Annotated in this window: 22 protein-coding genes; 12 read left to right on the plus strand and 10 right to left on the minus strand. The window is 69.3% G+C overall.

All coding sequences use genetic code 11. The features are described 5' to 3' along the window. Positions 1-111 precede the first annotated feature (111 nt). Both RPX00_RS21630 and RPX00_RS21635 read left to right on the plus strand, forming a co-directional pair. Positions 112-1440 carry a serine hydrolase domain-containing protein gene (locus RPX00_RS21630; protein ID WP_406641892.1) on the plus strand — a complete coding sequence of 443 codons (1329 nt, stop codon included), beginning with the start codon at positions 112-114 and terminating at the stop codon, positions 1438-1440. Between the two features lie 12 nt (positions 1441-1452). After that, positions 1453-3180, plus strand: a complete 1728-nt coding sequence (locus tag RPX00_RS21635; RefSeq protein ID WP_406641895.1) for an acyl-CoA dehydrogenase — start codon at positions 1453-1455, stop codon at positions 3178-3180. Between the two features lie 54 nt (positions 3181-3234). Here RPX00_RS21635 and RPX00_RS21640 read toward each other — a convergent pair whose 3' ends face one another. After that, positions 3235-5643, minus strand: coding sequence for a Tex family protein (locus RPX00_RS21640; protein ID WP_406641897.1), 2409 nt, complete (start codon positions 5641-5643; stop codon positions 3235-3237). 125 nt (positions 5644-5768) lie between these two features. Between RPX00_RS21640 and RPX00_RS21645 the strand changes: the two genes are divergently transcribed. Beyond that, entirely contained in the window at positions 5769-7265 is a 1497-nt protein-coding gene (locus tag RPX00_RS21645) for a chitinase (protein WP_406641899.1), read from the plus strand. Here RPX00_RS21645 and RPX00_RS21650 read toward each other — a convergent pair. Both RPX00_RS21650 and RPX00_RS21655 read right to left on the minus strand, forming a co-directional pair. Beyond that, entirely contained in the window at positions 7237-8712 is a 1476-nt protein-coding gene (locus RPX00_RS21650; protein ID WP_406641901.1) for a flavin-containing monooxygenase, read from the minus strand. The two genes, RPX00_RS21645 and RPX00_RS21650, sit on opposite strands and share 29 nt — an antisense overlap. An 82-nt stretch (positions 8713-8794) precedes the next feature. After that, the gene (locus tag RPX00_RS21655) at positions 8795-9886 is read right to left on the minus strand and encodes a winged helix DNA-binding domain-containing protein (protein ID WP_406641903.1); all 1092 of its coding nucleotides are present in this window, start codon (positions 9884-9886) and stop codon (positions 8795-8797) included. Between the two features lie 80 nt (positions 9887-9966). Between RPX00_RS21655 and RPX00_RS21660 the strand changes: the two genes are divergently transcribed. The 3 genes from RPX00_RS21660 to RPX00_RS21670 all read left to right on the plus strand — a co-directional run bounded on the left by RPX00_RS21660 (position 9967) and on the right by RPX00_RS21670 (position 12887). Then, on the plus strand, positions 9967-10983 hold the full coding sequence (locus RPX00_RS21660) for an AraC family transcriptional regulator (RefSeq protein ID WP_406641904.1): 1017 nt from the start codon (positions 9967-9969) through the stop codon (positions 10981-10983). Positions 10984-11025: 42 nt separating this feature from the next. Beyond that, positions 11026-11625 carry a TetR/AcrR family transcriptional regulator gene (locus RPX00_RS21665; protein WP_406641906.1) on the plus strand — a complete coding sequence of 200 codons (600 nt, stop codon included), beginning with the start codon at positions 11026-11028 and terminating at the stop codon, positions 11623-11625. Between the two features lie 62 nt (positions 11626-11687). Further along, positions 11688-12887 (plus strand): MFS transporter, encoded by a 1200-nt coding sequence (locus RPX00_RS21670; RefSeq protein ID WP_406641908.1) that lies wholly within the window; start codon positions 11688-11690, stop codon positions 12885-12887. Here the strand turns inward: RPX00_RS21670 and RPX00_RS21675 are convergent. Next, positions 12836-13459 carry a TetR/AcrR family transcriptional regulator gene (locus RPX00_RS21675; RefSeq protein ID WP_406641910.1) on the minus strand — a complete coding sequence of 208 codons (624 nt, stop codon included), beginning with the start codon at positions 13457-13459 and terminating at the stop codon, positions 12836-12838. The two genes, RPX00_RS21670 and RPX00_RS21675, sit on opposite strands and share 52 nt — an antisense overlap. 162 nt (positions 13460-13621) lie before the next feature. On the opposite strand from RPX00_RS21675, the gene RPX00_RS21680 reads away from it, so the two are divergent. Beyond that, positions 13622-13912, plus strand: coding sequence for a hypothetical protein (locus RPX00_RS21680; RefSeq protein WP_406641912.1), 291 nt, complete (start codon positions 13622-13624; stop codon positions 13910-13912). A gap of 33 nt (positions 13913-13945) precedes the next feature. On the opposite strand, the gene RPX00_RS21685 is transcribed toward RPX00_RS21680, so the two are convergent. Beyond that, a complete protein-coding gene (locus RPX00_RS21685; RefSeq protein ID WP_406641914.1) occupies positions 13946-15250 on the minus strand; it encodes an MFS transporter in 1305 nt (434 codons plus the stop codon). Then, entirely contained in the window at positions 15247-16473 is a 1227-nt protein-coding gene (locus RPX00_RS21690) for a M20 family metallopeptidase (protein WP_406641916.1), read from the minus strand. The genes RPX00_RS21685 and RPX00_RS21690 overlap by 4 nt, the downstream gene beginning before the upstream one ends. A 120-nt stretch (positions 16474-16593) precedes the next feature. Here RPX00_RS21690 and RPX00_RS21695 point away from each other — a divergent pair, with 120 nt between their 5' ends. Together RPX00_RS21695 and RPX00_RS21700 are read left to right on the plus strand one after the other, a co-directional pair. Next, a complete protein-coding gene (locus RPX00_RS21695; RefSeq protein ID WP_406641918.1) occupies positions 16594-17625 on the plus strand; it encodes an AsnC family transcriptional regulator in 1032 nt (343 codons plus the stop codon). A 22-nt stretch (positions 17626-17647) separates the two neighbouring features. Next, complete coding sequence (locus RPX00_RS21700) at positions 17648-17842, plus strand: hypothetical protein (RefSeq protein WP_406641919.1); 195 nt, start codon at positions 17648-17650, stop codon at positions 17840-17842. Here the strand turns inward: RPX00_RS21700 and RPX00_RS21705 are convergent. Genes RPX00_RS21705 through paaI form a run of 4 tightly spaced genes read right to left on the minus strand, consistent with a single transcriptional unit; the run spans position 17839 to position 21499 of the window. Next, positions 17839-19194, minus strand: a complete 1356-nt coding sequence (locus tag RPX00_RS21705; protein WP_406641922.1) for an SMI1/KNR4 family protein — start codon at positions 19192-19194, stop codon at positions 17839-17841. The two genes, RPX00_RS21700 and RPX00_RS21705, sit on opposite strands and share 4 nt — an antisense overlap. 45 nt (positions 19195-19239) lie before the next feature. Continuing rightward, positions 19240-19830 (minus strand): TetR/AcrR family transcriptional regulator, encoded by a 591-nt coding sequence (locus RPX00_RS21710; protein WP_378310392.1) that lies wholly within the window; start codon positions 19828-19830, stop codon positions 19240-19242. Continuing rightward, the gene (gene paaK, locus RPX00_RS21715) at positions 19827-21107 is read right to left on the minus strand and encodes a phenylacetate--CoA ligase PaaK (protein ID WP_406641924.1); all 1281 of its coding nucleotides are present in this window, start codon (positions 21105-21107) and stop codon (positions 19827-19829) included. The genes RPX00_RS21710 and paaK overlap by 4 nt, the downstream gene beginning before the upstream one ends. Continuing rightward, entirely contained in the window at positions 21104-21499 is a 396-nt protein-coding gene (paaI, locus tag RPX00_RS21720; RefSeq protein ID WP_406643039.1) for a hydroxyphenylacetyl-CoA thioesterase PaaI, read from the minus strand. The genes paaK and paaI overlap by 4 nt, the downstream gene beginning before the upstream one ends. 200 nt (positions 21500-21699) lie before the next feature. On the opposite strand from paaI, the gene paaZ reads away from it, so the two are divergent. The 3 genes from paaZ to paaB are packed head-to-tail and all read left to right on the plus strand — an operon-like array spanning position 21700 to position 24946. Then, on the plus strand, positions 21700-23727 hold the full coding sequence (paaZ, locus tag RPX00_RS21725) for a phenylacetic acid degradation bifunctional protein PaaZ (RefSeq protein WP_406641926.1): 2028 nt from the start codon (positions 21700-21702) through the stop codon (positions 23725-23727). Then, complete coding sequence (gene paaA, locus RPX00_RS21730; RefSeq protein ID WP_406641928.1) at positions 23724-24665, plus strand: 1,2-phenylacetyl-CoA epoxidase subunit PaaA; 942 nt, start codon at positions 23724-23726, stop codon at positions 24663-24665. The genes paaZ and paaA overlap by 4 nt, the downstream gene beginning before the upstream one ends. After that, positions 24662-24946 (plus strand): 1,2-phenylacetyl-CoA epoxidase subunit PaaB, encoded by a 285-nt coding sequence (gene paaB, locus RPX00_RS21735; protein WP_009073848.1) that lies wholly within the window; start codon positions 24662-24664, stop codon positions 24944-24946. The genes paaA and paaB overlap by 4 nt, the downstream gene beginning before the upstream one ends. Position 24947 lies beyond the last annotated feature (1 nt).

Here is a 24947-nt window from a genome sequence, read left to right on the forward strand (position 1 = left end):
GGGCTACGTGATATCGCCCGCAGGCCGCCACGCGCGAACCGACGAAGCGGATGCGCGATGTTCGTTCGTTTCCACCATCGCCCGCGCGGCGCCGGGTGCGAGGCTGGCCGCATGAGCGCGGACGAACTCCGGAACCTGCTGGGCGAATGGGCGCGAGAGGCCGCGGTGCCCGGCGTCTCGGTCGGGATTTTCCACGAGGGCAAGGAAACCCTGCTGACCGCTGGAGTGTCCAGTGTGGACATCCAGGCGCCGGTGGACGACGACACGCTGTTCATGATCGGCTCCACCAGCAAGACGTTCGCCACGGCCGCGGTGCTCGCGCTGGTCGAGGACGGCGTGCTCGACCTGGACCGGCCGGTGGCCGAATACCTCCCGGGCCTGCGGCTGGCCGATCCAGTCGCGACCAAGACGGTGACGCTGCGCCACCTCCTCACCCACTCGCCGGGCTTCCTGGGCGACGTCGAGGTCGACACCGGCTGGGGCGACGACGCGCTCGCCCGCGCGGTGCAGCGGTTCGACGAGCTGCCGCAGGTGTTCCCGGTCGGCGAGGTGTTCTCCTACTGCAACGCCGGATTCCTGCTGGCCGGACGTGTCGCCGAAGCGGTATCCGGCGGCAGCTACGAGGACCTGGTCCGGACTCGGCTGCTGGAGCCGCTCGGCATGACGGACTCGTACTACCAGCCCTGGGAAGTGCTGACCCGGCGGCACGCGGTCGGGCACGCGCTGCGCGAGGACGGCCCGGCGGTCGCGCACACCGTCGGCCTCGCCCGCGCGGACGCGCCAGCCGGCGGCCTCTGGTCGACCGCCCGGGACCAGCTGAAGTGGGCCCGCTTCCAGCTGACCGGCGCGGAGGTGCTGAGCGACGAGACCCGCCGCCTGATGCACGACGCGCAACGCGAGGGCGCGCTGCCGTTCGAGGAGGTGGGGCTGTCCTGGCTGCGGCTCCGGCACGGCGACACACAGCTGGTGCGGCACGGCGGGAACGTCAGCAACCTGCAGCTCTCGGAGTTCGTGATGGTGCCGAGCCAGAACCTCGCGGTCACCGTGCTCGCGAACAGCGCGGGCGGCGGAGCGCTCGGCCCGCGGGTGGTCGACTGGTGCCTGGAGAACCTGGCTGACCTGCCGAAACAGGGCGGTCGTCCGACCAGGGCGATCGACCCGGGCGACTGCCCTGGACGGTATCGGACCGGCTCGCTCGTCTTCGAGGTCACCGAACGGGACGGCTCGCTCTGGGCGCAGACGATCCTCGACACCGATCAGCCGGACATCCTCTCGGCCCCGCCGTTCGAGGTCGCCTTCGTCGCCGAGGACGTGCTCGCCCGGGCCTCGGACACCCGCAGGCCGAGCGCGCGTTTCCGGCGCGACCGCCACGGCCGGGTGGACGCGGTGGAGTTCGGCGGCCGGACCGCGCTAAAGTTACCGGGCAGTAATATCAGCTGACCTGGAGATGCGATGAGCGATACGGCGACAGCGCTGCTGAACCCCCGGGACTACGACGCCCGGAAGTTCGACCCGGAGACCCAGCGGCTGCTGCGGGCGACGATCGACTGGTTCGAATCGCGCGGCAAGCGCCGTCTCGCGGAGGCCTATCACGACCGGGAGTTCTACGCCGACTTCCTGGAGTTCGCGGGCAAGGAAGGCCTTTTCGCCACCTTCCTCACCCCGGCGGCGGATTCGGCGGGTGACCCGGAGAAGCGCTGGGACACCAGCCGGATCGCCGCATTAGCGGAAATTCTCGGCTTCTATGGGCTCAATTATTGGTACCCATTTCAAGTGACCGTTCTCGGCCTCGGTCCGGTGTGGCAGAGCGGAAACGCGACCGCTCGCAAACGTGCCGCGGAAGCATTGGCCGAGGGCGGCGTCGGCGCGTTCGGACTGTCCGAAAAGGAGCACGGCGCGGACATCTACTCGTCCGACCTCGTGCTCACCCCGGACGGCGAAGGCGGCTACCGCGCGAACGGGTCGAAGTACTACATCGGCAACGGGAACTGCGCGCGCACGGTTTCGGTGTTCGGCCGGATCGACGGCGTCGAAGGACCTGAGCAGTACGTGTTCTTCTACGCCGATTCCGAGCACCCGAACTACCACGTCGTGAAGAACATCGTGCCGTCGCAGATGTACGTCGCGGAGTTCCGGCTCGAGGACTACCCGGTGCGCGCCGAGGACATCCTCCACACCGGACCGGAAGCCTTCAGCGCCGCGCTGAACACGGTCAACATCGGCAAGTTCAACCTGTGCTTCGGCGGCATCGGGATGGCCACGCATTCGCTGTACGAGGCGATCACGCACGCGCACAACCGGATCCTGTACGGCAACCCGGTCACCGATTTCCCGCACGTGCGCCGCGAATTCGTCGAGGCGTACGCGCGGCTGACCGGGATGAAGCTGTTCTCCGACCGCGCGATCGACTACTTCCGCTCGGCGAACCAGCAGGACCGCCGCTACCTGCTGTACAACCCGATCACCAAGATGAAGGTGACCACCGAGGCGCAGAAGGTGATCGGGCTGGTCGCGGATGTCGTGGCGGCCAAGGGGTTCGAGGCCGACACCTACCTCGCGATGGCCAAGAACGACATCGACGGCCTGCCGAAGCTGGAGGGCACGGTCGCGGTGAACCTCGCGCTGATCGCGAAGTTCATGCCCGCGTACCTGTTCGCGCCGCAGGAGTACCCGGCGGTGCCGACCCGCGACGACGCCTCGGACGACGACTTCCTGTTCCGCCAGGGCCCGGCGCGCGGGCTGTCCAAGATCCGGTTCCACGACTGGAAACCGGCCTACGAGAACGCGAAGCACCTGCCGAACGTCGCCCGGTTCACCGAACAGGCGGGCGTGCTGGTGCGGCTGCTTTCCGAGGCGACGCCGGACGAGGCGCAGCAGAAGGACCTGGACTTCGGGCTCGCGCTGACCGAACTGTTCACGCTCGTCGTGTACGGCCAGCTGATCCTGGAGCAGGCCGAGCTGACCGGCGTGCCGGACGACGTGGTCGACCAGCTGTTCGCGGTGCTGGTGCAGGACTTCAGCGTCGCCGCGGTCGATCTGCACGGCAAGTCCAGCTCCACGGAGAAGCAGCAGGAGCTGGCACTGGCCGGGCTGCGGAAGCCGGTGGTGGACGACGAACGGTTCGCCCGCGTGTGGGCGAGGGTGCGGGAGCTTTCCGGCGCTTACGAGATGAATCCCTGAGCCAGGCAACGGAAACGGCCTCCCAGAGTGTCTGGGAGGCCGTTTCCGTCTGTGCTACTTGCCGAATCCGGCGCGCCGCAGCGCGTCCGCCATCGCGCCGCCGCCTCCGGAGTCGCGACGGTCTCGGCCGCCGCCGCGCTGCTGCGGCTGGTTCCGGCGCTGACCGCCGCCGCCACCGCCCTGGCCGCGCTCCCGTCCGCCGCCACCGCCGCGGTTATTGCCCGCGCCGGGCTCGTCGTCCAGGCGCAGGGTCAGCGAGATCCGCTTGCGCGGCACGTCGACGTCCAGCACCTTCACCTTGACGATGTCGCCCGGCTTCACGACGTCGCGCGGGTCCTTCACGAAGTTCTTCGACAGCGCCGAAACGTGCGCGAGACCGTCCTGGTGCACGCCGACGTCGATGAACGCGCCGAACGCCGCCACGTTCGTCACCACGCCCTCCAGCCGCATGCCCGGCTTGAGGTCGGCGATCTTCTCGACGCCCTCGGCGAAGGTCGCGGTCTTGAACGCCGGACGCGGGTCGCGGCCCGGCTTCTCCAGCTCGGACAGGATGTCGGTGACGGTCGGGAGCCCGAAGGTGTCGTCGACGAACTCGGCGGGCTTCAGCGCCTGCAGGGTGCGGGCGTTGCCGATCAGCTCGCGGATGCCGGTGCCGGTGCGGTCGAGGATCCGCCGCACGACCGGATAGGCCTCCGGGTGCACCGAGGACGCGTCGAGCGGGTCGTCGCCGTCCGGGATGCGCAGGAAGCCCGCGCACTGCTCGAACGCCTTCGGGCCGAGCCGCGCGACGTCCTTGAGCGCGGTCCGCGAGCGGAACGGGCCGTTGCTGTCGCGGTGCGCCACGATGTTCTCCGCGAGCGACGTCGTGATGCCCGAAACCCGGGTCAGCAGCGGGGCGGACGCGGTGTTCACGTCCACGCCGACCGCGTTCACGCAGTCCTCGACCACCGCGTCCAGCGAACGCGACAGCGACACCTCGGACAGGTCGTGCTGGTACTGGCCGACGCCGATCGACTTCGGGTCGATCTTCACCAGCTCGGCCAGCGGGTCCTGCAGCCGGCGCGCGATCGAGACCGCGCCGCGCAGCGAGACGTCCATGCCCGGCAGCTCCTGCGACGCGAACGCCGACGCCGAGTACACCGACGCGCCCGCCTCGGACACGACCGCCTTCGTGAGCTTCAGCTCCGGGTGCTTCTTGATCAGCTCGATCGCCAGCTTGTCGGTCTCGCGCGAGGCGGTGCCGTTGCCGATCGAGATCAGGTCGACGTTGTGCTTCCCGGCCAGCACGGCCAGCTCCGCGATCGACTGGTCCCATTTGTTGGCCGGCTGGTGCGGGTAGATCACGTGGGTGTCGACGACCTTGCCGGTCGCGTCGACCACGGCCACCTTCACGCCGGTGCGGAAGCCGGGGTCGAGGCCCATCGTCGCGCGGGTGCCCGCCGGGGCGGCCAGCAGCAGGTCGCGCAGGTTCGCCGCGAACACGCGCACGGCGTCGTCCTCGGCCGACTGGCGCAGCCGCATCCGCAGGTCGATGCCCAGGTGCAGGAGGATCTTCGTGCGCCAGGCCCAGCGCACGGTGTCGCCGAGCCACTTGTCCGCCGGGCGGTCCTGCTGGCTGATCCCGAACCGGGCGGCGATGCGCTGCTCGTACTCGGTCGGCCCGACGCGCGGCGGGGCGTCCTCGGCGACCGGCTCGGAAGGCTCCATCGTGAGGTCGAGGATCTCCTCCTTCTCGCCGCGGAGCATCGCGAGGATCCGGTGCGAGGGGAGCTTGGTGTAGGGCTCGGAGAAGTCGAAGTAGTCGGAGAACTTGGCCCCGTCGGTCTCCTTGCCCGCGCGGACCTTCGACGACAGGTGGCCCTCGGCCCACATCTTCTCGCGCAGCTCGCCGATCAGGTCGGCGTCCTCGGCGAAGCGCTCGACCAGGATGGCGCGCGCCCCGTCGAGGGCGGCCTGCGCGTCCGCGACGCCCTTGTCCGCGTCGACGAACACCGCGGCGGCCGCCTGCGGGTCGGTCGACGGGTCGCTCAGCAGGCCGTCGGCCAGCGGCTCCAGACCGGCCTCGCGGGCGATCTGCGCCTTGGTCCGCCGCTTCGGCTTGTACGGCAGGTAGATGTCCTCCAGCCGCGACTTCGTGTCCGCGGCGAGGATCTGCGCCTCGAGCGCCTCGTCCAGCTTGCCCTGGCTCCGGATGGACTCCAGGACCGCGCCGCGGCGCTCGTCCAGTTCGCGCAGGTAGCGCAGCCGCTCCTCGAGCGTGCGCAGCTGCGCGTCGTCCAGCTCTCCGGTGACTTCCTTGCGGTACCGGGCGATGAACGGCACCGTGGACCCCTCGTCGAGGAGGGTGACGGCGGCCTTGACCTGCCCCTCGCGCACCCCCAGCTCTTCGGCGATCCGCTGCTCGACCGACTGCACGCTCAAAACCAGGCTCCTGCTTCGTCTCGGGTTGCTCCGAGCCTGCATTGTGCCGCTGCCCGCCCGGCGCGGCGCGCATGGCCCGCCGAAGCACCTCCGGAAGTTCCTTGACATCCGTATTGGTCTAGTCCATTTTGAGGTGACCTGGCTCACTGTCGTGCGGAGGTCTGCCCGTGTCCCCACACCCGTCCACCCGGCGGCTGCCTGCCCTGGTGTCCCTGCTGGCGTCGGTCGCGCTCGCGCTCGGCGTCACGCTCGCCCTCGGCACCGGCAGCGCGTCGGCCGCGAACATCCTCGCCAATCCCGGCTTCGAGACCGGCTCGCTGTCGGGCTGGACCTGCACCGGCACCTCGTCGGTCGTCTCGACCCAAGCGCACGACGGCAGCCACTCGCTGAGCGCGGCGCCCTCGGGCTCCGACACCGGGCAGTGCTCGCAGCAGGTCACTGTGCAGCCCAACACCGCGTACAAGCTGTCCGCGTGGGTGCAGGGCAGCTACGTGTACCTCGGCGTCTCCGGCTCCGCCACGCAGAACACCTGGACGCCCAGCGCGACCGGCTGGCAGCAGCTCAGCCTGAGCTTCACCACCGGCTCGTCCACGAGCCTCACGGTGTACCTGCACGGCTGGTACGGCCAGCCGGCCTACCTCGCCGACGACGTGAACCTCGACGGCCCGGGCACCCCGCCCACGTCGTCGACGAACCCCACCACCCCGACCACGCCCACGACGCCGACCACCCCCACCACGACCACGACGACCAGCACGCCGCCGCACAGCGGAGACCTGCCGAAGCACATCCTCACCGGCTACTGGCAGAACTTCGACAACGGCGCGAAGACGCTGAAGCTGGCTGACGTGCCCACCACGTACAACGTCATCGCGATCGCCTTCGCCGACGCCACCACCACGCCCGGCGCGGTGAACTTCACGCTCGACCCGGCGCTGTCGGCGAAGCTCGGCGGCTACACCGACGCGCAGTTCCGCGAGGACGTCAAGACCGTGCAGGCGCGCGGCCAGAAGGTGATCATCTCGGTCGGCGGCGAGAAGGGCACGATCAGCGTCGGCGACAGCTCCTCGGCGAACAACTTCGCCACCTCGGTGAAGAAGCTGATCTCCACCTACGGTTTCGACGGCGTCGACATCGACCTGGAGAACGGCATCAACGCCACCTACATGGGCCAGGCGCTGCGCAGCATCCACGCCGGCGGCGGTTCGGTGATCACCATGGCGCCGCAGACGATCGACATGCAGTCCACCCAGGGCGGCTACTTCCAGCTGGCGCTGAACGTCAAGGACATCCTCACCGTCGTCAACATGCAGTACTACAACTCGGGCGCGATGAACGGCTGCAACGGGAACGTCTACTCCCAGGGCACGGTCGACTTCCTCACCGCGCTCTCGTGCATCCAGCTGCAGGGCGGCCTGCGGGCCGACCAGGTCGCGTTCGGGCTGCCGTCCTCGGGCTCGGCGGCGGGCGGCGGGTACCAGTCGCCGTCGAACGTCGTGTCGGCGATGAACTGCATGGCCAAGGGCACCGGCTGCGCTTCGTTCAAGCCGCCGGCGACGTATCCGGAGTTCCGCGGCGCGATGACCTGGTCGATCAACTGGGACGCGTCGAACGGATACGGCTTCGCCAACACGGTCAGCGCGGGGCTGAAGAACCTGCCCTGATCGAACGCACCAGGTAGTCGGCCGGGTCGAGTGCCCTGGTCCGGCGGTCGTACTCAGTGACCAGCCCGGGCCAGTTGGTGCTCACCCGGCCGTTTTCCTGCCGGTACCAGCTGGTGCACCCGCTCCAGACGCTGTGCGAGAGCCGCGCTTGCACCTCGCGGTCGTAGCGCTCCTCGACCTCGGCCCGCACCTCCAGCGACGCCACGTCCGGCCGCGCGAGGTGCTCGACGGCCTGGCGGAGGTAGCGGGCCTGCCGCTCGATCATGTAGATGATCGAACCGGCTCCGAGATTCGTGTTGGGGCCGTAGACGCAGAACATGTTCGGAAATCCCGGCACTGTCATGCCGAGATACGCCCGCGCGCCGCCGCGCCACGCCTCGTCCAGCGACCGGCCGTCGCGCCCGAACACCTTCATCGGGCCGAGGAATTCCGTCGCCTTGAAACCGGTGCCGTAGATCAGCACGTCCACCTCGTGCTCCACGCCGTCCGCGGTGCGCACGCCACGCGGGGTGATCTTCTCGATCGAGGCCGATTCGACGGTCACGTTCGGCTGCGCGAGCGCGGGAAGATAGTCGTTGGTGAACAAGATCCGCTTGCAGCCCAACGGATAATCCGGCGTCACCCGGCGGCGCAGCGCCCGGTCTTTGAGATGACGGCGGCGCAGCTGGGCGGTGCGCAGTTCGAAGATCTTGGTCAGCACCGGATGCCGCGTCATGCCGTAGGTCGCGTACTCGGCGAGCAGGAAGATCCGGGCGCGGCCGAACAGCTGCGTCTTCGGCAGACGGCGGAAAAGCCGCTTCTGCCAGTCGGTGTAGCGGCCGTCGTTCTTGGCCATGATGTACGGCGGCGTGCGCTGGAAGACCGTGACGTGCGCGGCTTCCCTGCGGATCTCCGGCACGAACTGGATCGCGCTCGCGCCGGTCCCGATCACCGCGATCCGCTTGCCCGCCAAGGGGATTTCGTGGTTCCACTCAGCGGAGTGGAAAGCCGGGCCGGCGAAGGTCTCGCGGCCGGGGATCGACGGCCAAGCCGGTCGCGACAATTGCCCGACGGCGGGCACGAAGACGTCTGCCTCGAAGGTTTCGCCCTGTGCGGTTTCGATCCGCCAGCGGCCGTCTTCGTAGGTCGCGGACGTGACCTCGCGGCCGTAGCGGATGTGCGGTTCGATGCCGTACTTCGCGATCACGCGCTTGAGGTAGGCGTGGATGTCCGGCTGCATCGCGTACCGCTTCGGCCAGTCCGGGTTGGGCTCGAAGGAGAACGAGTACAGCGGCGACGGGATGTCGCAGGCCGCGCCCGGGTAGGTGTTCTCGCGCCACACACCGCCCGGCTCGGTCGCCCGCTCCAGGATCGTGACGTTCGGGAAACCGGCGCGCTTCAGCTCGATCGCGGTGCCGATTCCGCCGAATCCGGTGCCCACTACCAGCACCGAGGGGGTGTCGTCCATAGCCCGAAGCTACGCAGGGACCCCCGGCCCGCGGAAGGGCACGAACGGCCACTCGATCGAGAGTTTCGGCCAGCGGAAGCGGTTACTCGCTCATGAGCCGGACCTCGTGCGTCTTGCCGGGCTCGGCCCACGCGAGCAGCTTCCGCCCGGCGCTCTCCAACGCGGCGGTGTCGCGCTTCGTCAGCCGTTCGAACGGCGTGAGGGTGAGCGTCGCCGACTCCCGCTTGGCCGTCGTCTCCCAGCTTCCGCGCACCCGGCCGTCCACCAGCAGAGTGCCCTTGACCAGGCCGTTGATCGTGATCACGCGTTTGCGGTGCTCGTCGCTGATCATCCGGGTGCGGTCGGCGTAGGACAGCAAGGTCTGGTCGAACGGGCCCAGCAGCCGGGGCGGCGCGGGCGTGTCCTCGTCGGGCAGCGTCGCTTCGGGCAGGTCGTACAGCGTGCGGCCGTCGGGATCGAGATAGGTGCGCAGATCCATCCCCTCGACCACCTCGCCGAGCTTCGTGACGCCGGCCCAGGTCTGCATGTCCGCCACTGTCGCCGGGCCGAACGCGGCGAGATAGCGGCGGATCAGCCCGGCCGCCGACGGTTCGGGCGCGGCGACGCCGTCGAGCCAGTGGTCCGCGACCTGGTACGTCGGCTGCCCGGCCTTGCCCCACACGCCGCGCGGCGGGATCTGGACGAGCGGCAGGATGGCGCGGACCAGGAACATCAGCGACGCGGCCGGCGTCTCCGGATAGTGCTCGACCAGTGCTTTGCCGAGCTGGTCGCTCGAATACGGGCGCTCGCGCAGCAGCTCGCTGGTCGTCTTCGCCACCGCGTCGTGATCGAGTTTGGCCAGCGGATCCCGGTGCTGGTTGGCGGCGGTCAGGGCGCGGTCCATGACGATCTGCACCAGCGGCCGCCAGGCCAGCGCGTCGGCGGCGGGGACGAGGTGCACGGTCCCGCGCATCAGCACCATCCGCACCACGCTGCGGTCGAGCAGCAGGCTCGCGAGGTCCTCCGGCTGAAAGCCCGCCAACCGGCACCACAACGCGTAATACGGCGGGAACGGCGCTTGCGCCTGCAGCCCGGCGAGGTGCGTGACGGCGTCGAGCACCGGCAGCTTGGCGGGCTTGAGGAGCAGCTGCCGGTCGAGGGTCGCGCGGTTGAGGACACGGTGGGAAAGGTGCACAGCGGGAGCTTAACGAGCACCCCGGACAGTTTTGGCCCTCGATCGGCGCGCGAGCGGCCGGTTGACCCATAATTCCGGCCATGGCCGAGCTAGCCGCACCCGCCATCCGCGACTGGGACTACCCGCGCGGCACGGCGAGTGTGCTGCTCATGCATCGTTTCGCCGAGGAACGCGGCGTCGCGCTGCCCGGGGTCGCGGTCGAGGAACTGCGCGCGCCGGACCGGCAGCTCGACGCGCGGCAGGAGCTGGCGGTCGTGCGCGCGCTGGTGTCGACGGTCGGCTCGACCGACGACGTCGCGCTCAGCCTCGGCTGCCGGTACCGCGTGGCGACCTTTGGGATCTTCGGCTTCGCCTGCATCAGCAGCCCGACGATGCGCGACGCGATGGTGTTCGCGTTGCGCTACTTGGATTTGTCCTTCACCTTCTGCATTCCGCACGTCGAACTGGACGCTGCCGGGCTCCGCCTGGTGCTGGACGACTCCCGGGTGCCCGGCGACGTCGCCCGGTTCCTCGCGCTGCGCGACCTGTCCGCGATCTGCACCGTCATGCGAGACCTCCTCCCGGAGATCTCCCTGGAGCGGCTGGAGTTCCGCTTCCCCTCGTCGTCCTTTGTGGACGCATACCGGACGGCCTTCGGCGTCGCCCCGGTGTTCGGCGCGGCCGAGCATCGGGTCACCCTCGATCCCGAGCTGCTGAACCTTCCGTTGCCGCAAGCGAATGAGCAGACCGTCGCGTTGTGCGCCGCGCAGTGCGACGCGCTGGTCGCCCGTCGCCGCACGCGTTCGGGCATCCCGCAGCTGGTGCGCGAACGGCTGGTGCGGCTCGGCGGCGCTGATGCCGGGATGGACGAGATCGCCCGCCAGCTCACCTTCAGCACGCGGACGCTGCGCCGCCGGCTGACCGAGGCGGGCACCGGCTACCGCCAGCTGCTGGACGAGGTCCGCCAGACGCTCGCCGAGGAAATGCTCGACACCGGCGTGCTGTCCGTCGACGATGTCGCGCTGCGCCTCGGTTACGCGGAAGCCTCAAGCTTCATCTACGCCTTCAAACGCTGGACCGGCACGACGCCCGCCGCGTACGCCAGGCGGCATCGCTAGCCGTTATGGACACTCCGTTACACTATGCCGTAAGCTGCCCGCATGGCTCGACCGCGCACCTTCGATCGCGAGCAAGTGCTCACCGCCGCCACTGATCTGTTCTGGCGGCGAGGCTTTCACGCGACCAGTGCCGAAGAACTATGCCAGGCAACCGGTCTGGGCCGCAGCAGCTTGTACAACACCTTCGGCAGCAAGGGCGCGTTGTTCTCGGAATGCCTCGCCCGCTATCTCGACGCCACCGCGCAGGCCACCGCCGAAGTGATCGCGAAGAAGGGCGACGCGGTCGCGCGTATCAATGCCTACCTGACGAAGGTGATCATCGAGGAAGCCGAGCGGTCGAGCAGTGGCGCGCCGAGCGGATGCCTCGCCGTCAATTCCGTCGCCGAGTTGGCGGGCGATGCGGAGAACGCGGAGTTCCTGGCGCAAGTCGCTCGCGATACCGATGCTCGGCTGCGGTTGCTCACTGACCTGTTACGCGCAGGTCAGGCCGCTGGCGAAGTCACTTCTGAGGTGCCCGCGGAGGGTCTTGCCGCGTATGTGAACGCCAGCGTCGCCGGGCTGCGGATCTCCGCGCAGGGTGGCGCGTCACTGGCCCGGCTGGCCGACGTCGTCCAGGCGACCACTCGGGCGCTTCGTCCGTAACACCTCCTTTCCGGCTTAATGCTGGCCTGGTTTTGAACCGATCGTTACAGGAAAGGGTCTCCATGTCCTCGCCCAAAGTGCCGTCCGCGGTGTATGTGCTGGCCGCCGGCATCTTCGCCATGGTCACCAGCGAATTCGCCGTCGCCGGGCTGATGCCGCAGCTCGCCGCCGGACTCGGCGTCGACGTCGCGCGGATCGGCTACCTCATCACCGTGTTCGCCGTCGCGATGGCGGCCGGCGGCCCGGTGCTGACGCTGGCGCTGCTGCGCATCCGGCCGAAAACCGCGCTGATGGCGGTCTTCGCCGTGTTCCTGGCTGGCAATGTGCTGGCCGCGCTCGCGACGACGTACTCGGTGATGGTGGTCGCGCGCGTCGTCAGCGGCGTTGCGTCGCAGGCGTTCTTCGGCATCGCGATTTCCCTGTGCGGGCAACTGGTCGAGGAACGCGTGCGCGGGCGGGCGATCGGGGTCGCGATGAACGGCCTGATGCTCGGCACCCTGCTCGGGCTGCCGCTGGCGACCTTCGCGGGCGGGCATTTCGGCTGGCGGGCGGCGTTCTGGACAATCACCCTGCTGACCGTGCTCGCCGCGCTGCTGACCCGCTTCCAGGTGCCCGGCACCGCCGGGCAGACCCAGCACCGCGAACCCGCGGACTTTCGCGTTTTCCGCCGTCCGCGGCTGCTTCTCGCGCTCGTCTCCAGCACGCTGATCATCGGCGCGACGTTTTCCGCGTTCAGCTTCTTCACCCCGATCCTGACCGAGGTCAGCGGGTTCTCGCCGGACGCGGTCCCGTTGCTGCTGCTCGGCTACGGCGCGGCCACCGTGCTCGGCAACAGCGTCGTCGGCAGGCTCGCCGACCGGCACACCCTGTCGACGCTGGTGACCGGCACGATCCTCAACGCCGTGTTCCTCGCCGGCTTCGCCCTGTTCACCGACATACCCGCGGCCGCGCTGGCGTTCATGCTCGCGGTGGGCCTGGTCGGCGTGACGATGAACCCGGCGATGGCGGTGCGAGTGCAGCGGGCCGGGAACACCAGTCCGCTGGTCAACACGGTGCACTCGTCGTTCATCACGCTCGGGGTCATGCTCGGCTCGTCCGTCGGTGCCAGCCTGATCACGCCGTACGGCCTGCGCGCGCCGATCGTCCTCGGGGCCGCGATGGCGGCGGCCGCCGTCCTGACGATCCTGCCCGCGCTTGCCCGGGGAAAGGCTCAGCCGGTGCTTTCCGCTCCGGAAGTCTGCTGCGCCAGCACGGCCGGGTAGGTGGTTTCCAGCAGCTGCACCAGCGATTCCACCAGGAACGCGCGCAGCTCGGCCCGCTCCAGCGTGCCGCGGACCAGCCACTCCCGGGACGCGGCGCGCAGCATCCCGCCGTACGCGCGGATCATCGCCCGCAGCTGCGGATGCCCGTCCGCGGGGAGCAGGGCCGCGGCGAGCACGCGGTCGGCGGCGATCTCGTCGGCCTCGCGCAGGATCCGCTCGACCTCCGGGTCGTGCGCCGCGTCGATCACCGTGAGCCAGGCGTCCCGGTTGCGTTCCACGACGTCGATCCACCGGTCGATGCCGACCTCCAGCCGCAGCCGGGGCGGGCCGTCCGGGAGCGCGTCGACCACCGGGGCGGGCACGATGGTCATCTGCCGCACCACCTCGAGGTACAGCTCGCGTTTGCCGCCGAAATAGTGGTTGATCAGCGGACGGGCGACCCCGGCCGCCGCCGCGATGTCCGAAGTGGACACCGACGCGTAGCTGCCCGCGCCGAAGCACCGCCTGGCCGCGGCGAGGATCTCCGCCCTGCGCTGCTCGGGGTCCAGCCGCCGCCGGGGTCCGCTGCTCACCGCGCCAGCCTCGCCGCCGGGCGAGGCCGTTGTCAACTTGACGCGAACCGCGCGAAGCCGCTGTCACCGGATGCCGTTACCCAACCGGAACAACCGGCAGGTAACTCCGGGCGCCCCGGCCGCGACCCTTCACCGGGGGGCCTGGGGGAGCGGGAGCGCGCGATGGACGGCACGGACCACGAGCCGCGGCCGCCCGGCCGATGGGTCGGGGTGCGGTTGCACTACCGGCACGTCCGGATGGACGACCGGCCGTGCGCGACCGCGTGCCCGGAGGACGAGCTGACCGTGTCGTATCCCGGGATCCTGATCAGCAGCTACGACCGCGGCGAACTGGTGGCGGAGCGCTGGATCCCGCTGGGAGCCGAGCCGAGCGAGGAAGACGACGAGGCGCTGATCGAACAGCTGCGGGAGGCGTTGTGGTGGCAGCTGGGCGAGACTCAGCCGGACAGCTGAGCCTCGCCCGCCGCCGTGGGTGTCCACAAAGGACTAGCCGGTGACCGCCCGGTCCGCCGTCTCGGTCTTCTCCCGCAGGTCCACGCCCCGCGTCTCCGGAAGCGTGAACACCACCAGCGCGCTGATCACCATCAGCACCATCCCGTAGATGATGAACAGCGACGGATGCCCGTTCCCGGCGAACAGCGTCTGCAGATACGGGGCCGTACCGCCGAAGGCCGCGACCGCGATCGAGTACGGCACGCCGACGCCCACCGCGCGGATGCGGGTCGGGAAGATCTCCGCGTAGACCGCCGGGCCGACCGAGGAGAACCCGGCCATGAACAGCAGCGCGATCGACATCGCCGCGAACAGCTGCCACGGCTCGTGGCCGACCATCGCGTTCAGCGGGAAGCTCAGCAGGATCAGGCCCGCGATCGCGATGAACAGGACCGGTTTGCGGCCGATGCGGTCGGACAGCATTCCCCACAGCGGCAAGGCGACGAGGAAGACGACGTTCGCGAACACGCCCGCCCACAGCGCCCCGGTCGGCGGGACGCCGCGCACGGTGATCGCGTACGACGGCGCGGCGACAGCCCACATGTAGTAGATGACCGTCGCGCCGACAGTCAGCCCGATGACCTGCGCGAGCAGCTTCGGGTTCTTCTTGATCGTCCGCCAGATCTGGCCTTTCTCCTTCGGAGCGTTGTTCTTCGCGGCCTGGAACACCTCGGTCTCGCGCATGCGCAGCCGCACGTAGAGCGAGTAGAGCCCGAAGACGCCGCCGAGGATGAAGGGGATCCGCCAGCCGAAGGAGAGCATTTGCTCGTGGCTCAGGACACCGGAAAGCACCGCGCCCAGCAGGGTGCCCATGAGCACGCCGCAGGTGCCGGAGAAGTAGATCAGGCTCGACCACAGCCCGCGCCGGGCAGGCGGGGCGACCTCGGCGATGTAGGTCTGCGCCGAGGGCAGCTCGCCGCCGTGCGCGAGGCCCTGCGCCAGCCGCGCCACCACAAGGATCACCGACGCCCACACGCCGATTTGGCCGTACGTAGGCGAAAGGCCGATGACCAGGCTACCGATGGCGGCGATCGCGACGGTCAGCGCCATCGCCAGCTGGCGGCCCTTGCGGTCGGCGATCCAGCCGAAGACCCAGCCGCCGATCGGCCGCGCGGCGAACCCGACCGCGAACACCGCCAGGGTGCTCAGCAGCGCCGAAACCGCGCTGTGGGCATTGAAGAACTGCGCGGCGAAGAACGACGCGAACGTCGCGTAGACGTTCCAGTCGAACCATTCCATCGCGTTGCCGGCACCGAGCCCGAAGAGGGTGCGGCGCCGGTCTTGGACGGCAGCAGTCATCGCAGGGCTCCTTCGGCGAAACGGTCGAGACGGCGGACGGCGAGTTCGGCGTACACGGTCGCGGCGCGGGACAGCACTGACGGATCGAAATCGGCGTACGGGCTGTGGTTGTTGGGCGCGGTGTGCGGCTCGAGGCCCGGCATCAGCGCGCCGAGGCCGAGGAACGTGCCCGGCACCGCGGCGAGCACGCGCGAGAAGTCCTCGGAACCGGCCACCGGATTAGGCAGTTCGGTGTAGTACTGCTCGCCGATCGACTCACGGACAACCTCGGCCCCGAAGGCGGTTTCGTCGACATCCGTGACGGTCACGGGATATTCGTTCTCGAACACGACCTCAGCGGTGACACCGTTCGCCCGCGCGACACCGTCGATGGTCTCGCGAATGGCGGTGTCGAGCAGCGCCGCAGTGTCGTCGGAGAAGCAGCGGACGGTCGCCTCGAACTCGGCGGTCGCGGGGATGACGTTGCGCTTCGTGCCGCCGCGAATGACGCCGACGGTGAGCACAGCCGGGTCGAAGATGTCCAGCCGACGCGTGATCATCGTCTGCAACGAGGTGATCATCGCGGCGGCAGCGGAGATCGGGTCCTTGGCGCGATGCGGCATCGACCCGTGGCCGCCTTCGCCGTGCACCGTCACCAACAGCTTGTGCGAAGCGGACATCAGCGTCCCCGGACGGCTGGCGAACTGTCCGGTCGGCAGCATCGACGAGAAGACGTGCAGCCCGTACGCGGCGTCAACGCGTCGGCCCGCAGCGTCGAGCACGCCTTCTTTCAGCATTACGCCTGCGCCGTCCCAGCCTTCCTCGCCAGGCTGGAACATCAGGACGACGTCACCGTTGAGCCGGTCGCGATGCGTGTGCAGCAGCCGAGCCGCGCCGACCAGCGACGTGGTGTGCAGGTCGTGCCCGCACGCGTGCATCGCGCCGTTGGTGGCGGCGAAGTCGAGCCCGGTCGCCTCCTGCACCGGGAGAGCGTCCATGTCCGCCCGCAACAAGACCGTGCGCGGCTGCGCCGAATCCCGGTTCGAGCCCTCGCCGCGGAGCACCGCGGTCACCGACGTCGTGCCGGTCCCGGTCGAGACCTCCAGGCCGAGCCCGTCGAGTTCGCGCAGAACCCGTTCCTGAGTGCGCGGCAGATCGAGACCGATCTCCGGCTCGCGGTGCAGGTCGCGGCGCAACTGGGCCAGGTCGTCCTGCTGGCTGCGGGCGTCTTCGTGGAGGTCCACCGGCTCGGCTCCTCTTCGTCGGGGAACGGGCGTCTTGGTCGTCGAGTGTGCGAACCAGCGGCCGATATCGAGTTAGAGTTGTCGGAATCGCCCGCAGACTGGCCAGTTGGAGAAGAAAAAGTGATCGAATCACTGGAGGAGGAAGACTTTTCGCTCATCCACGCGCTGCAACTGCGCCCGCGCGCGTCCTGGACGCAGCTGGCCAGCGCCCTCGACTCGTCCCCGGTCACGCTGGCACGTCGCTGGGAACGGCTGCGCGACGGAGGCGCGGCCTGGGTGACGGCCTATCCGCACGTGCCCGGGCTGTACCAGGTGCAGGCCGCGTACGTGGAAATCCGCTGCGCGAGCGGGCAGGTGCGGGAGCTGATCCGGGAGCTGTCCACGTGGCCTTCGGTGGCCAGCATCGAGGAGGCTTCCCGCGAGTACAGCCTGGTGCTGACAGTCTTCGGCCTCGGCCTGCGCGAACTGTCCACCCTGCTGCTGGACGCGATCCCCAGCCTGCCCGGCGTGCTCAACACGCGCTCGCACCTGGCATCGCGGCTGCACGTCGAAGGCAGCTCGTGGCGAGTGGGCGCGCTGGACCGACGCCGCGTGCAGGCGCTGTCTCAACTGCCGTCAATCGGCGGCGGGCGCGTTGCCAAGCTGCAGCCGTGGCAGGAGCCCTACGCGCCGCTGACCGTTGCGTTGGGCGAGGACGGCCGACGCAACGCCGCGGACTTGGCCCGGATCACGGGACGTCCGGTGTCGACCGTGCGCCGCCAGCTCGGACACCTCCTGGGCGCTGACGCACTGACGTTCCGCTGCGAGATCGCGCAGGGCCTCACGCCGTCGCCGATCGTCGTGAACTGGTGGTGCCAGGTACCCGTGGCGCACGTGTCGACCTGCGTGGACCGCCTGCGCGCCAACCCGACCGTGCGGCAGATGGCAAGCCTGCCCGGCCCGGCGAACCTTTTGGTGACGACGTGGATGCGGTCGATCGAGGAGTCGATGCGGATGCAGGAGCACCTGGAGCAGGACCTGGCGCCGCTGTCGGTCGTGGATTCGGCGCTGATCCTGCGCACGGTCAAGCGGATGGGGTGGCTGCTGGACGATCTGGGGCGGAGTACGGGGTTTGTGGTGACTATGCCCGCGCCGGCTCGGGAGGATCGTTGAGGGAGCCGGTGAATTCCTCGAAGTGGACGTCGGTGTCGCGGAGCTGACGGAGGAATCCGACCGCTTCGGGCAGCAGGACCCGGCCGGTGATGGTGAGCGCGGCCAGGCGGGGGAGGCGGTGACCGGAGGCCAGGAGGCGGGCGAGCTGGCTGGCGTCGAGGGTGAGCACGCGCAGGGCTGGCAGGTGAGCGAGCTGGTCGATCGCGGGGATGTTTAGGCCGTCGATGGCGAGCCGGGTGAGGTTCGGGAGGGTGGCCAGGGGGAGAGGTCGACGGGGTGGGCGAGGTCGCGGAGGGTGAGGTCCCACAGCGTCGGATGCCCGGCTAGCGCGTCGAGGTTGGTTCGTTCGGCGGCGATGGTGAGGGATTCCAGGAGCGGCAGGTTCGTCGCGGTAGGAGTCACGGTTTTCGCGCCGCGCACGCCGATATCGCGCAGTGAGCGGAGCGGTTCGAACACGGTCAGGTCGAGGTCGCCGTCGTGGCGGAGATAGCAGGCCTGAACCAGCTCCGGATGCTCGGCACTGGCAATCGCCTCGACCGGGTCCGCGCCGTCGCGGATGAGCTCGAGCGGGTCTCGGACCGGGAGACCGGCGAAGGAAGCGTGGACCTCGATCCGGGGATCGCCTTCGTGCCGGGTGAACCGGCCGGCACGCAGGGCCTTCAGCACCTCCTCGATCATCTCGGTGACCGAAGCGCCGACCAGGCGCGGTGTTTCGGAAAAGTCGCCGTACGCGAGCACCTGCCCCGACCAGCCCTCGACATCCGGGTCCAGGTCGACAGCGAGGTACTCGCCGCCGTGGTTGCCGCCGAAGGTCACCCACCAGTCGTTGCGGAACACTCGCTTGAGCCGCCCTGGCGGGTCGGCGGCGAACACCGGACCGGTGTCCTCCAAGGGGCTGTCGTAGGAGACTCCGGCGCACGAGCCAGGCAGGTCGTAGTAGTACTCCTCGATCAGCCTTTCCAGCGACTCGTGGGAGTAGTAGCTGAGCAGCCCGGTTTCGCCGGAATCCCGGCCGATCAAGCGGAAAAGCGCGCGCAGGTCTTCCGGCAGCCGAATCCCGATCTGAGCTTCGGCCGCGGCGATTTCCTCCTCGCCGGCTCCGGGCGCCCAGTCGGGGGCGTGTCCCATGATCGCGGTGTACCGCTCGGCGAACTCTTCGACGAGCGCGCCGACTTCCCGCAATACCGCCGGATCAGTCGGCGTTCCGGCCGGCTCGATGCCCGCTGGTCGCGGCATGCCGGGCAACGGATGCCCCGGGTAACGGAAGTCCGGGTCGAAGACGAACCGGGCGCGCTCGGTCAGCAGGTCGACATCGGGGCTGAACGAGAAGCGGTAACTGCCGTCCCGGCGCAGCCGCGTCTCGTACACCCCGTGCGGCAAGTCGGCCGAGAACACTTCGTAGGTGTTGACGTCCAGGTACGGGTCGTCCGGCGGCTCCTCGTCCAGCCAATGCGCGCCCCGGGTTCCCCGGCCGTGCCACGTCATCTGCAGCACCGCGCCCGACTGACGGTCGCCGACCGCGTCGCGGAGCCGCTCCGCCAGAGTCCGCCCGATCTCCCCCAGATCCATGCCGCCAGCCTAGCGAGAAAAGCCAAGCAGGAGCACAAAACCGGGTCAGGCACGCAACCCGTCGAACGCCATCTTGCACACCGCGTCCGCCAGTTCCTCCGGGGACGCCCCGCGCCGCGGCCGGTACCACTCGATCAGCGAGTTCACCGTGCCGAACAGCAACCGCGCCGCGATCGCCGGGTCGATGTCCGGCCGGACGTCCCCTTCGGCCTCGGCTTGCTTCACCAGATCCGTCACCAGATGGTCGAACTCGCGCCGCCGCGCCAGCGCCGCCCGCTCGGCCTTCGTATTGCCGCGCACCCGAAGCAGCAGCGTCACGAACGGCAGCCGATCCGCCAGCACCAGCACACTTCCGCGCACCAGATGCTCCAAACGGTCGATCGCGCGGCCGTCCAGTGCCTCGGTTGATTCCGCGACCTCGAACAGTCCGTCCAGTGCCCGGCCCACCGCCAGCCGCAGGAGTTCTTCCTTGCTCGGGACGTGGTGGTAGATCGCGGATTTCGTGATGCCGAGCTTGCGCGACAGGTCCTCCATGCTGGTCCCGTCGTAGCCGCGGTCGTTGAACAGCTTGACCGCGACCTGGAGCAGCGACTCCAGGTCGTAGCCGGGACGGCCGCGGCGGGCGGGGGTCGTCACGAGCGTTCGTCCAGCACGCGGCGCATTTTGCCGAGCGAGCGCTCCAGCGTGTCCGGGTCGACGACCTCCACCGAAACGCTCACGCCGACGCCGTCCTTCACCCCGGCGGCCACCGCGGATGCCGCCGAAGACCGGCCCTCGGCGGTGGTGTCCGCGCGGGCTTCGACGCGCACGGTCAGGTGGTCGAGGCGGCCGCGGGTCGAGCGGACCAGTTGGAAGTGCGGGCTCAGCCCCTCGGTGCGCAGCACGATTTCCTCGATCTGCGTCGGGAAAACGTTGACCCCGCGCAGGATGATGAGGTCGTCGCTGCGGCCGGTCACCTTTTCCATCCGGCGGAAGGCCGGGCGCGCGGTGCCGGGCAGCAGGCGGGTCAGGTCGCGCGTGCGGTAGCGGATGATCGGCAGCGCCTGCTTGGTCAGTGACGTGAACAGCAGTTCCCCGCGCTCGCCCTCGGGCAGCACCTGTTCGGTGAACGGGTCGATCACCTCGGGGAAGAAGTGGTCCTCCCAGATGTGCAGGCCGTCCTTGGTCTCCGCGCATTCCTGCGCGACGCCGGGGCCCATCACCTCGGACAGGCCGTAGATGTCGACCGCGTCCAGCGCGAACCGTTCCTCGATCTCGCTGCGCATCTGCTCGGTCCACGGCTCCGCGCCGAAAATGCCCACCTTCAGCGAGCTGGCGCGCGGATCCACGCCCTGGCGCTCGAACTCGTCCAGCAGCGTCAGCATGTACGACGGCGTGATCATGATGATCTCCGGCTGGAAGTCCGTGATCAGCTGGACCTGCCGGGCAGTCATCCCGCCGGACGCCGGAATCACCGTGCAGCCGAGCTTCTCCGCGCCGTAATGCGCACCGAGCCCGCCAGTGAACAAGCCGTATCCGTAGGCCACGTGCACCTTGTGCCCGGGCCGCCCGCCCGCCGCGCGGATCGAGCGCGCCATCACCGTCGCCCAGGTGTCGAGGTCGTCCTCGGTGTAGCCGACGACGGTCGGCTTCCCGGTGGTGCCGCTGGAGGCGTGCAGCCGGCGGATCTGGTCTTGCGGCACGGCGAACATGCCGAACGGGTAGCTGTCGCGCAGGTCGGCCTTGGTGGTGAAGGGGAACTTCGCCAGGTCGCCCAGTTCGCGGCAGTCGTCCGGATGCACGCCTGCCTCGGCGAACTTCTTGCGGTACAGCGGGACGTTCTCGTACGCGTGCCGCAGGGTCCACTGCAGCCGTTCCAGCTGGAGCGAGGCCAGCTCGTCGGCGCTGACGTTTTCGGCGAGGTCTGCAGTCACTGTGTTTCCCGGGTTTTCTCGATGACGCGGCTGCGGCCGCGGAATTCGGCGACGACCTCGGGCCCGTCGGGGGTCTCCCGGTGCACCGTGACGTCGTAGATGCCGTTGCGGCCGTAGCGGGTGCGCTCGGCGGCCGTCGCGACGAGGTGGTCGCCCAGTTTTCCGGCGGCGACGAACGAGATCTCCGCGCCGGCGGCGACGGTGACCGGCCCGTGTGTGTTGCAGGCGAGGGCGAAAGTGGTGTCGGCGAGCAGGAACACGTAACCGCCGTGGGCGATGTCGTGGCCGTTGACCATCGTCTCGGTGACCTTCATCGAGGCCACCGCGCGGCCGTCGGCCGCTTCGACGAGTTCGATGCCGAGCGCGCGCGACGCTTCGTCGGCGTCGAACATGGCGTGCGCGGCGTTGCGGGTCACGAGTTCGCCCTCCGGAATGGTGACTTACTGACCGAACGGCCGGTAATCCTGGCCGGAGCCCAGTAAAGGCCGCCGCCCCGGCGGTGTCAAGCAACGCGGGGGTTCCGATCAGCGCGGCGAGCGGCTATCCTGCGAATTACTGAACGTCCGGTTGGTAATTCGGCGAGAGGGTCGGCATGGTTCTGCTCCGCAGCTACGTCTCCGGGGGATGGCACACGGCGCCTGGCGAGGGCGTCCCGCTGCACGACGCGGCGACCGGGGAGGAAGTCGCCCGGATTTCGTCGGAGGGCATCGATTTCGCCGCCGCGCTCGACTACGGCCGCAGCGTCGGCGGTCCAGCGCTGCGGAAGCTGACGTTCCACCAGCGGGCCGCGCTGCTCAAGTCGCTCGCTTCGCACCTGCGCGAGCACCGCGAAGAGCTGTACGCGCTGTCGGCACGCACGGGTGCGACGCTCGGCGACTCGAAGTTCGACATCGACGGCGGCATCGGCGTTCTGTTCAGCTACGGCTCGAAGGGCAAGCGCGAGCTGCCGAACGACACGGTGTACGTGGAGGGCGCTGTCGAGCCGCTGAGCCGCGGGGGCACGTTCGTCGCGCAGCACATCGCGACCCCGCTGCAGGGCGTCGCAATCCAGATCAACGCCTTCAACTTCCCGGTGTGGGGTCCGCTGGAGAAGTTCGCGCCCGCGTTCCTCGCCGGCGTGCCGAGCCTGATCAAACCGGCCAGCCAGACCGCATACCTGACCGCGCGGCTCGTGGAGCTGATCGTCGAATCCGGCATCCTGCCCGAGGGCACGGTGCAGTTCGTGGCGGGCAGCGTCGGCGACCTGCTCGACCACGTCACCGCGCAGGACCTGGTGTCCTTCACCGGTTCCGCGTCCACCGCGCAGAAGCTGCGCGCGCACCCGGCGATCGTGCGGAACTCGGTGCGCTTCAACGCCGAGGCCGACTCGCTGAACTGCTCGATCCTCGCCCCGGACGCCCGGCCGTCCACGCCGGAGTTCGATCTCTTCGTCAAGCAGCTGACCACCGAGATGACGGTGAAGGCGGGCCAGAAGTGCACCGCGATCCGCCGCGCGTTCGTCCCGGCCGAGATGCTGGACGACGTCGCTGAAGCGGTCAGCGCCCGGCTCGCCAAGGTCACCGTCGGCAACCCGAATGCCGAGGGCGTCCGGATGGGTGCGCTGGCCAGCCTGGAGCAGCGCGAAGAGGTACGTCGTTCGCTGAAGGCACTGCTCGACGCGGGCAGCATCGTCTTCGGCGACCCGGAGCACGTCGACGTCGTGGACGGCGACGAGGCGACCGGCGCGTTCATCTCGCCGATCCTGCTGAAGGCGGACCCGGAGCGGGCCGAACCGCACGAGGTCGAGGCGTTCGGCCCGGTGTCCACGCTGATGCCGTACACGTCGGTAAAGCAGGTCATCGAGTTCGCGGCGCGCGGCGGCGGCAGCCTGGCCGGGTCGGTCGTGACCGGCGATCCGGTGTTCGCCCGCGAGATCGTGCTGGGCGTCGCGCCGTACCACGGCCGGCTGCTCGTGCTCGACAGCGAAGACGCGAAGGAATCCACCGGGCACGGTTCGCCGATGCCGCAGCTGGTGCACGGCGGACCCGGTCGCGCGGGCGGCGGCGAGGAAATGGGCGGTATCCGCGGCGTGCTGCACCACATGCAGCGCACGGCCGTCCAGGGCAGCCCGAAGGTGCTCGGCGCCGTCACTGGCCGATGGGTCGAGGGCGGTCCGCGCGTCGAGGGCGAGCATCCGTTCCGGAAGTCGCTGGCGGAGCTGAGCATTGGCGACACCGTCGTGGCCGGTCCGCGCACGGTCACGCGCGCCGACATCGACCACTTCGCCGAGTTCACCGGGGACACCTTCTACGCGCACACCGACGAGGCGGCCGCGGCGGCAAACCCGCTGTTCGGCGGCATCGTGGCGCACGGCTACCTCGTCGTGTCGTTCGCCGCGGGCCTGTTCGTGTCGCCCGAGCCGGGGCCGGTGCTGGCCAACTACGGCCTGGAGAACCTGCGCTTCCTCACGCCGGTGAAGGTGGACGACGCGCTGACGGTCACCTTGACGGCCAAGCAGATCACGCCGCGGATCGACCAGGAGTACGGCGAAGTCCGCTGGGACGCCGACGTCACCAACCAGGACGGCGACTCGGTCGCGAAGTACGACGTGCTCACTCTCGTCTCGAAGGAGCAGCCGTGACCGCTGTAGCCGAACCTGAATTGGAAGCCCTGTTCGAGCACACCATCGAACGGGACCAGCGCATCGAACCGCGCGACTGGATCCCCGAGGGCTACCGCAAGACGATGATCCGCCAGATCGCGCAGCACGCGCATTCGGAGATCATCGGCATGCAGCCCGAAGGCAACTGGATCACGCGCGCGCCTTCGTTGCGGCGCAAGGCGATCCTGCTCGCGAAGGTGCAGGACGAGGCCGGGCACGGGCTGTACCTGTACTCGGCGGCGGCGACGCTCGGCGCGGACCGCGCGGACCTCACCGACAAGCTCATCACCGGCAGGCAGAAGTACTCGTCGATCTTCAACTACCCGACGCTGACCTTCGCCGACGTCGGCGTGATCGGCTGGCTGGTAGACGGTGCGGCGATCTGCAACCAGGTGCCCCTGTGCCGGTCGTCGTACGGGCCCTACGCGCGGGCGATGATCCGGATCTGCAAGGAGGAGTCCTTCCATCAGCGGCAGGGCTACGAACTGCTGATGACCATGATGAAGGGCACCCAGCAGCAGCGGGACATGGTGCAGGAGGCGGTGAACCGCTGGTGGTGGCCGTCGCTGATGATGTTCGGCCCGCCGGACGCGGATTCGCCCAACACCGCGCAGTCGATGGCGTGGAAGATCAAGCGGCACACTAACGACGAGCTGCGGCAGCGCTTTGTCGACATGTCCGTGCCGCAGGCCGAGGCGCTCGGCGTGACCTTCCCGGACCCGGAGCTGAAGTGGAACGCCGACCGCGAGCACTACGACTTCGGCGCGGTCGACTGGGACGAGTTCAAGAACGTGCTCAAGGGCAACGGTCCGTGCAACGCGGACCGGATCGCGCATCGGCGGCGCGCGCACGATGAAGGTGCCTGGGTTCGGGAGGCCGCTGCGGCGCACGCGGCCAAGAAAGAGGTTTCGGCATGAAGCACGACTGGCCGCTGTATGAGGTGTTCGTCCGCGGGAAGCGGGGCCTGAACCACGTGCACGTGGGCTCGCTGCACGCGGCGGACGACGAGATGGCGCTGCACCACGCGCGCGATCTCTACACGCGCCGCAACGAAGGCGTGTCGATCTGGGTCGTTCGCGCCTCGGACATCACCGCGTCGTCGCCGGACGAGAAGGACCCGTTCTTCGCGCCCAGCGGGGACAAGGTGTACCGGCACCCGACGTTCTACGACATTCCCGACAACGTTCCCCACATGTGAG

Source organism: Amycolatopsis sp. WGS_07, from assembly GCF_045278895.1.
Taxonomy (GTDB): Bacteria; Actinomycetota; Actinomycetes; order Mycobacteriales; family Pseudonocardiaceae; genus Amycolatopsis.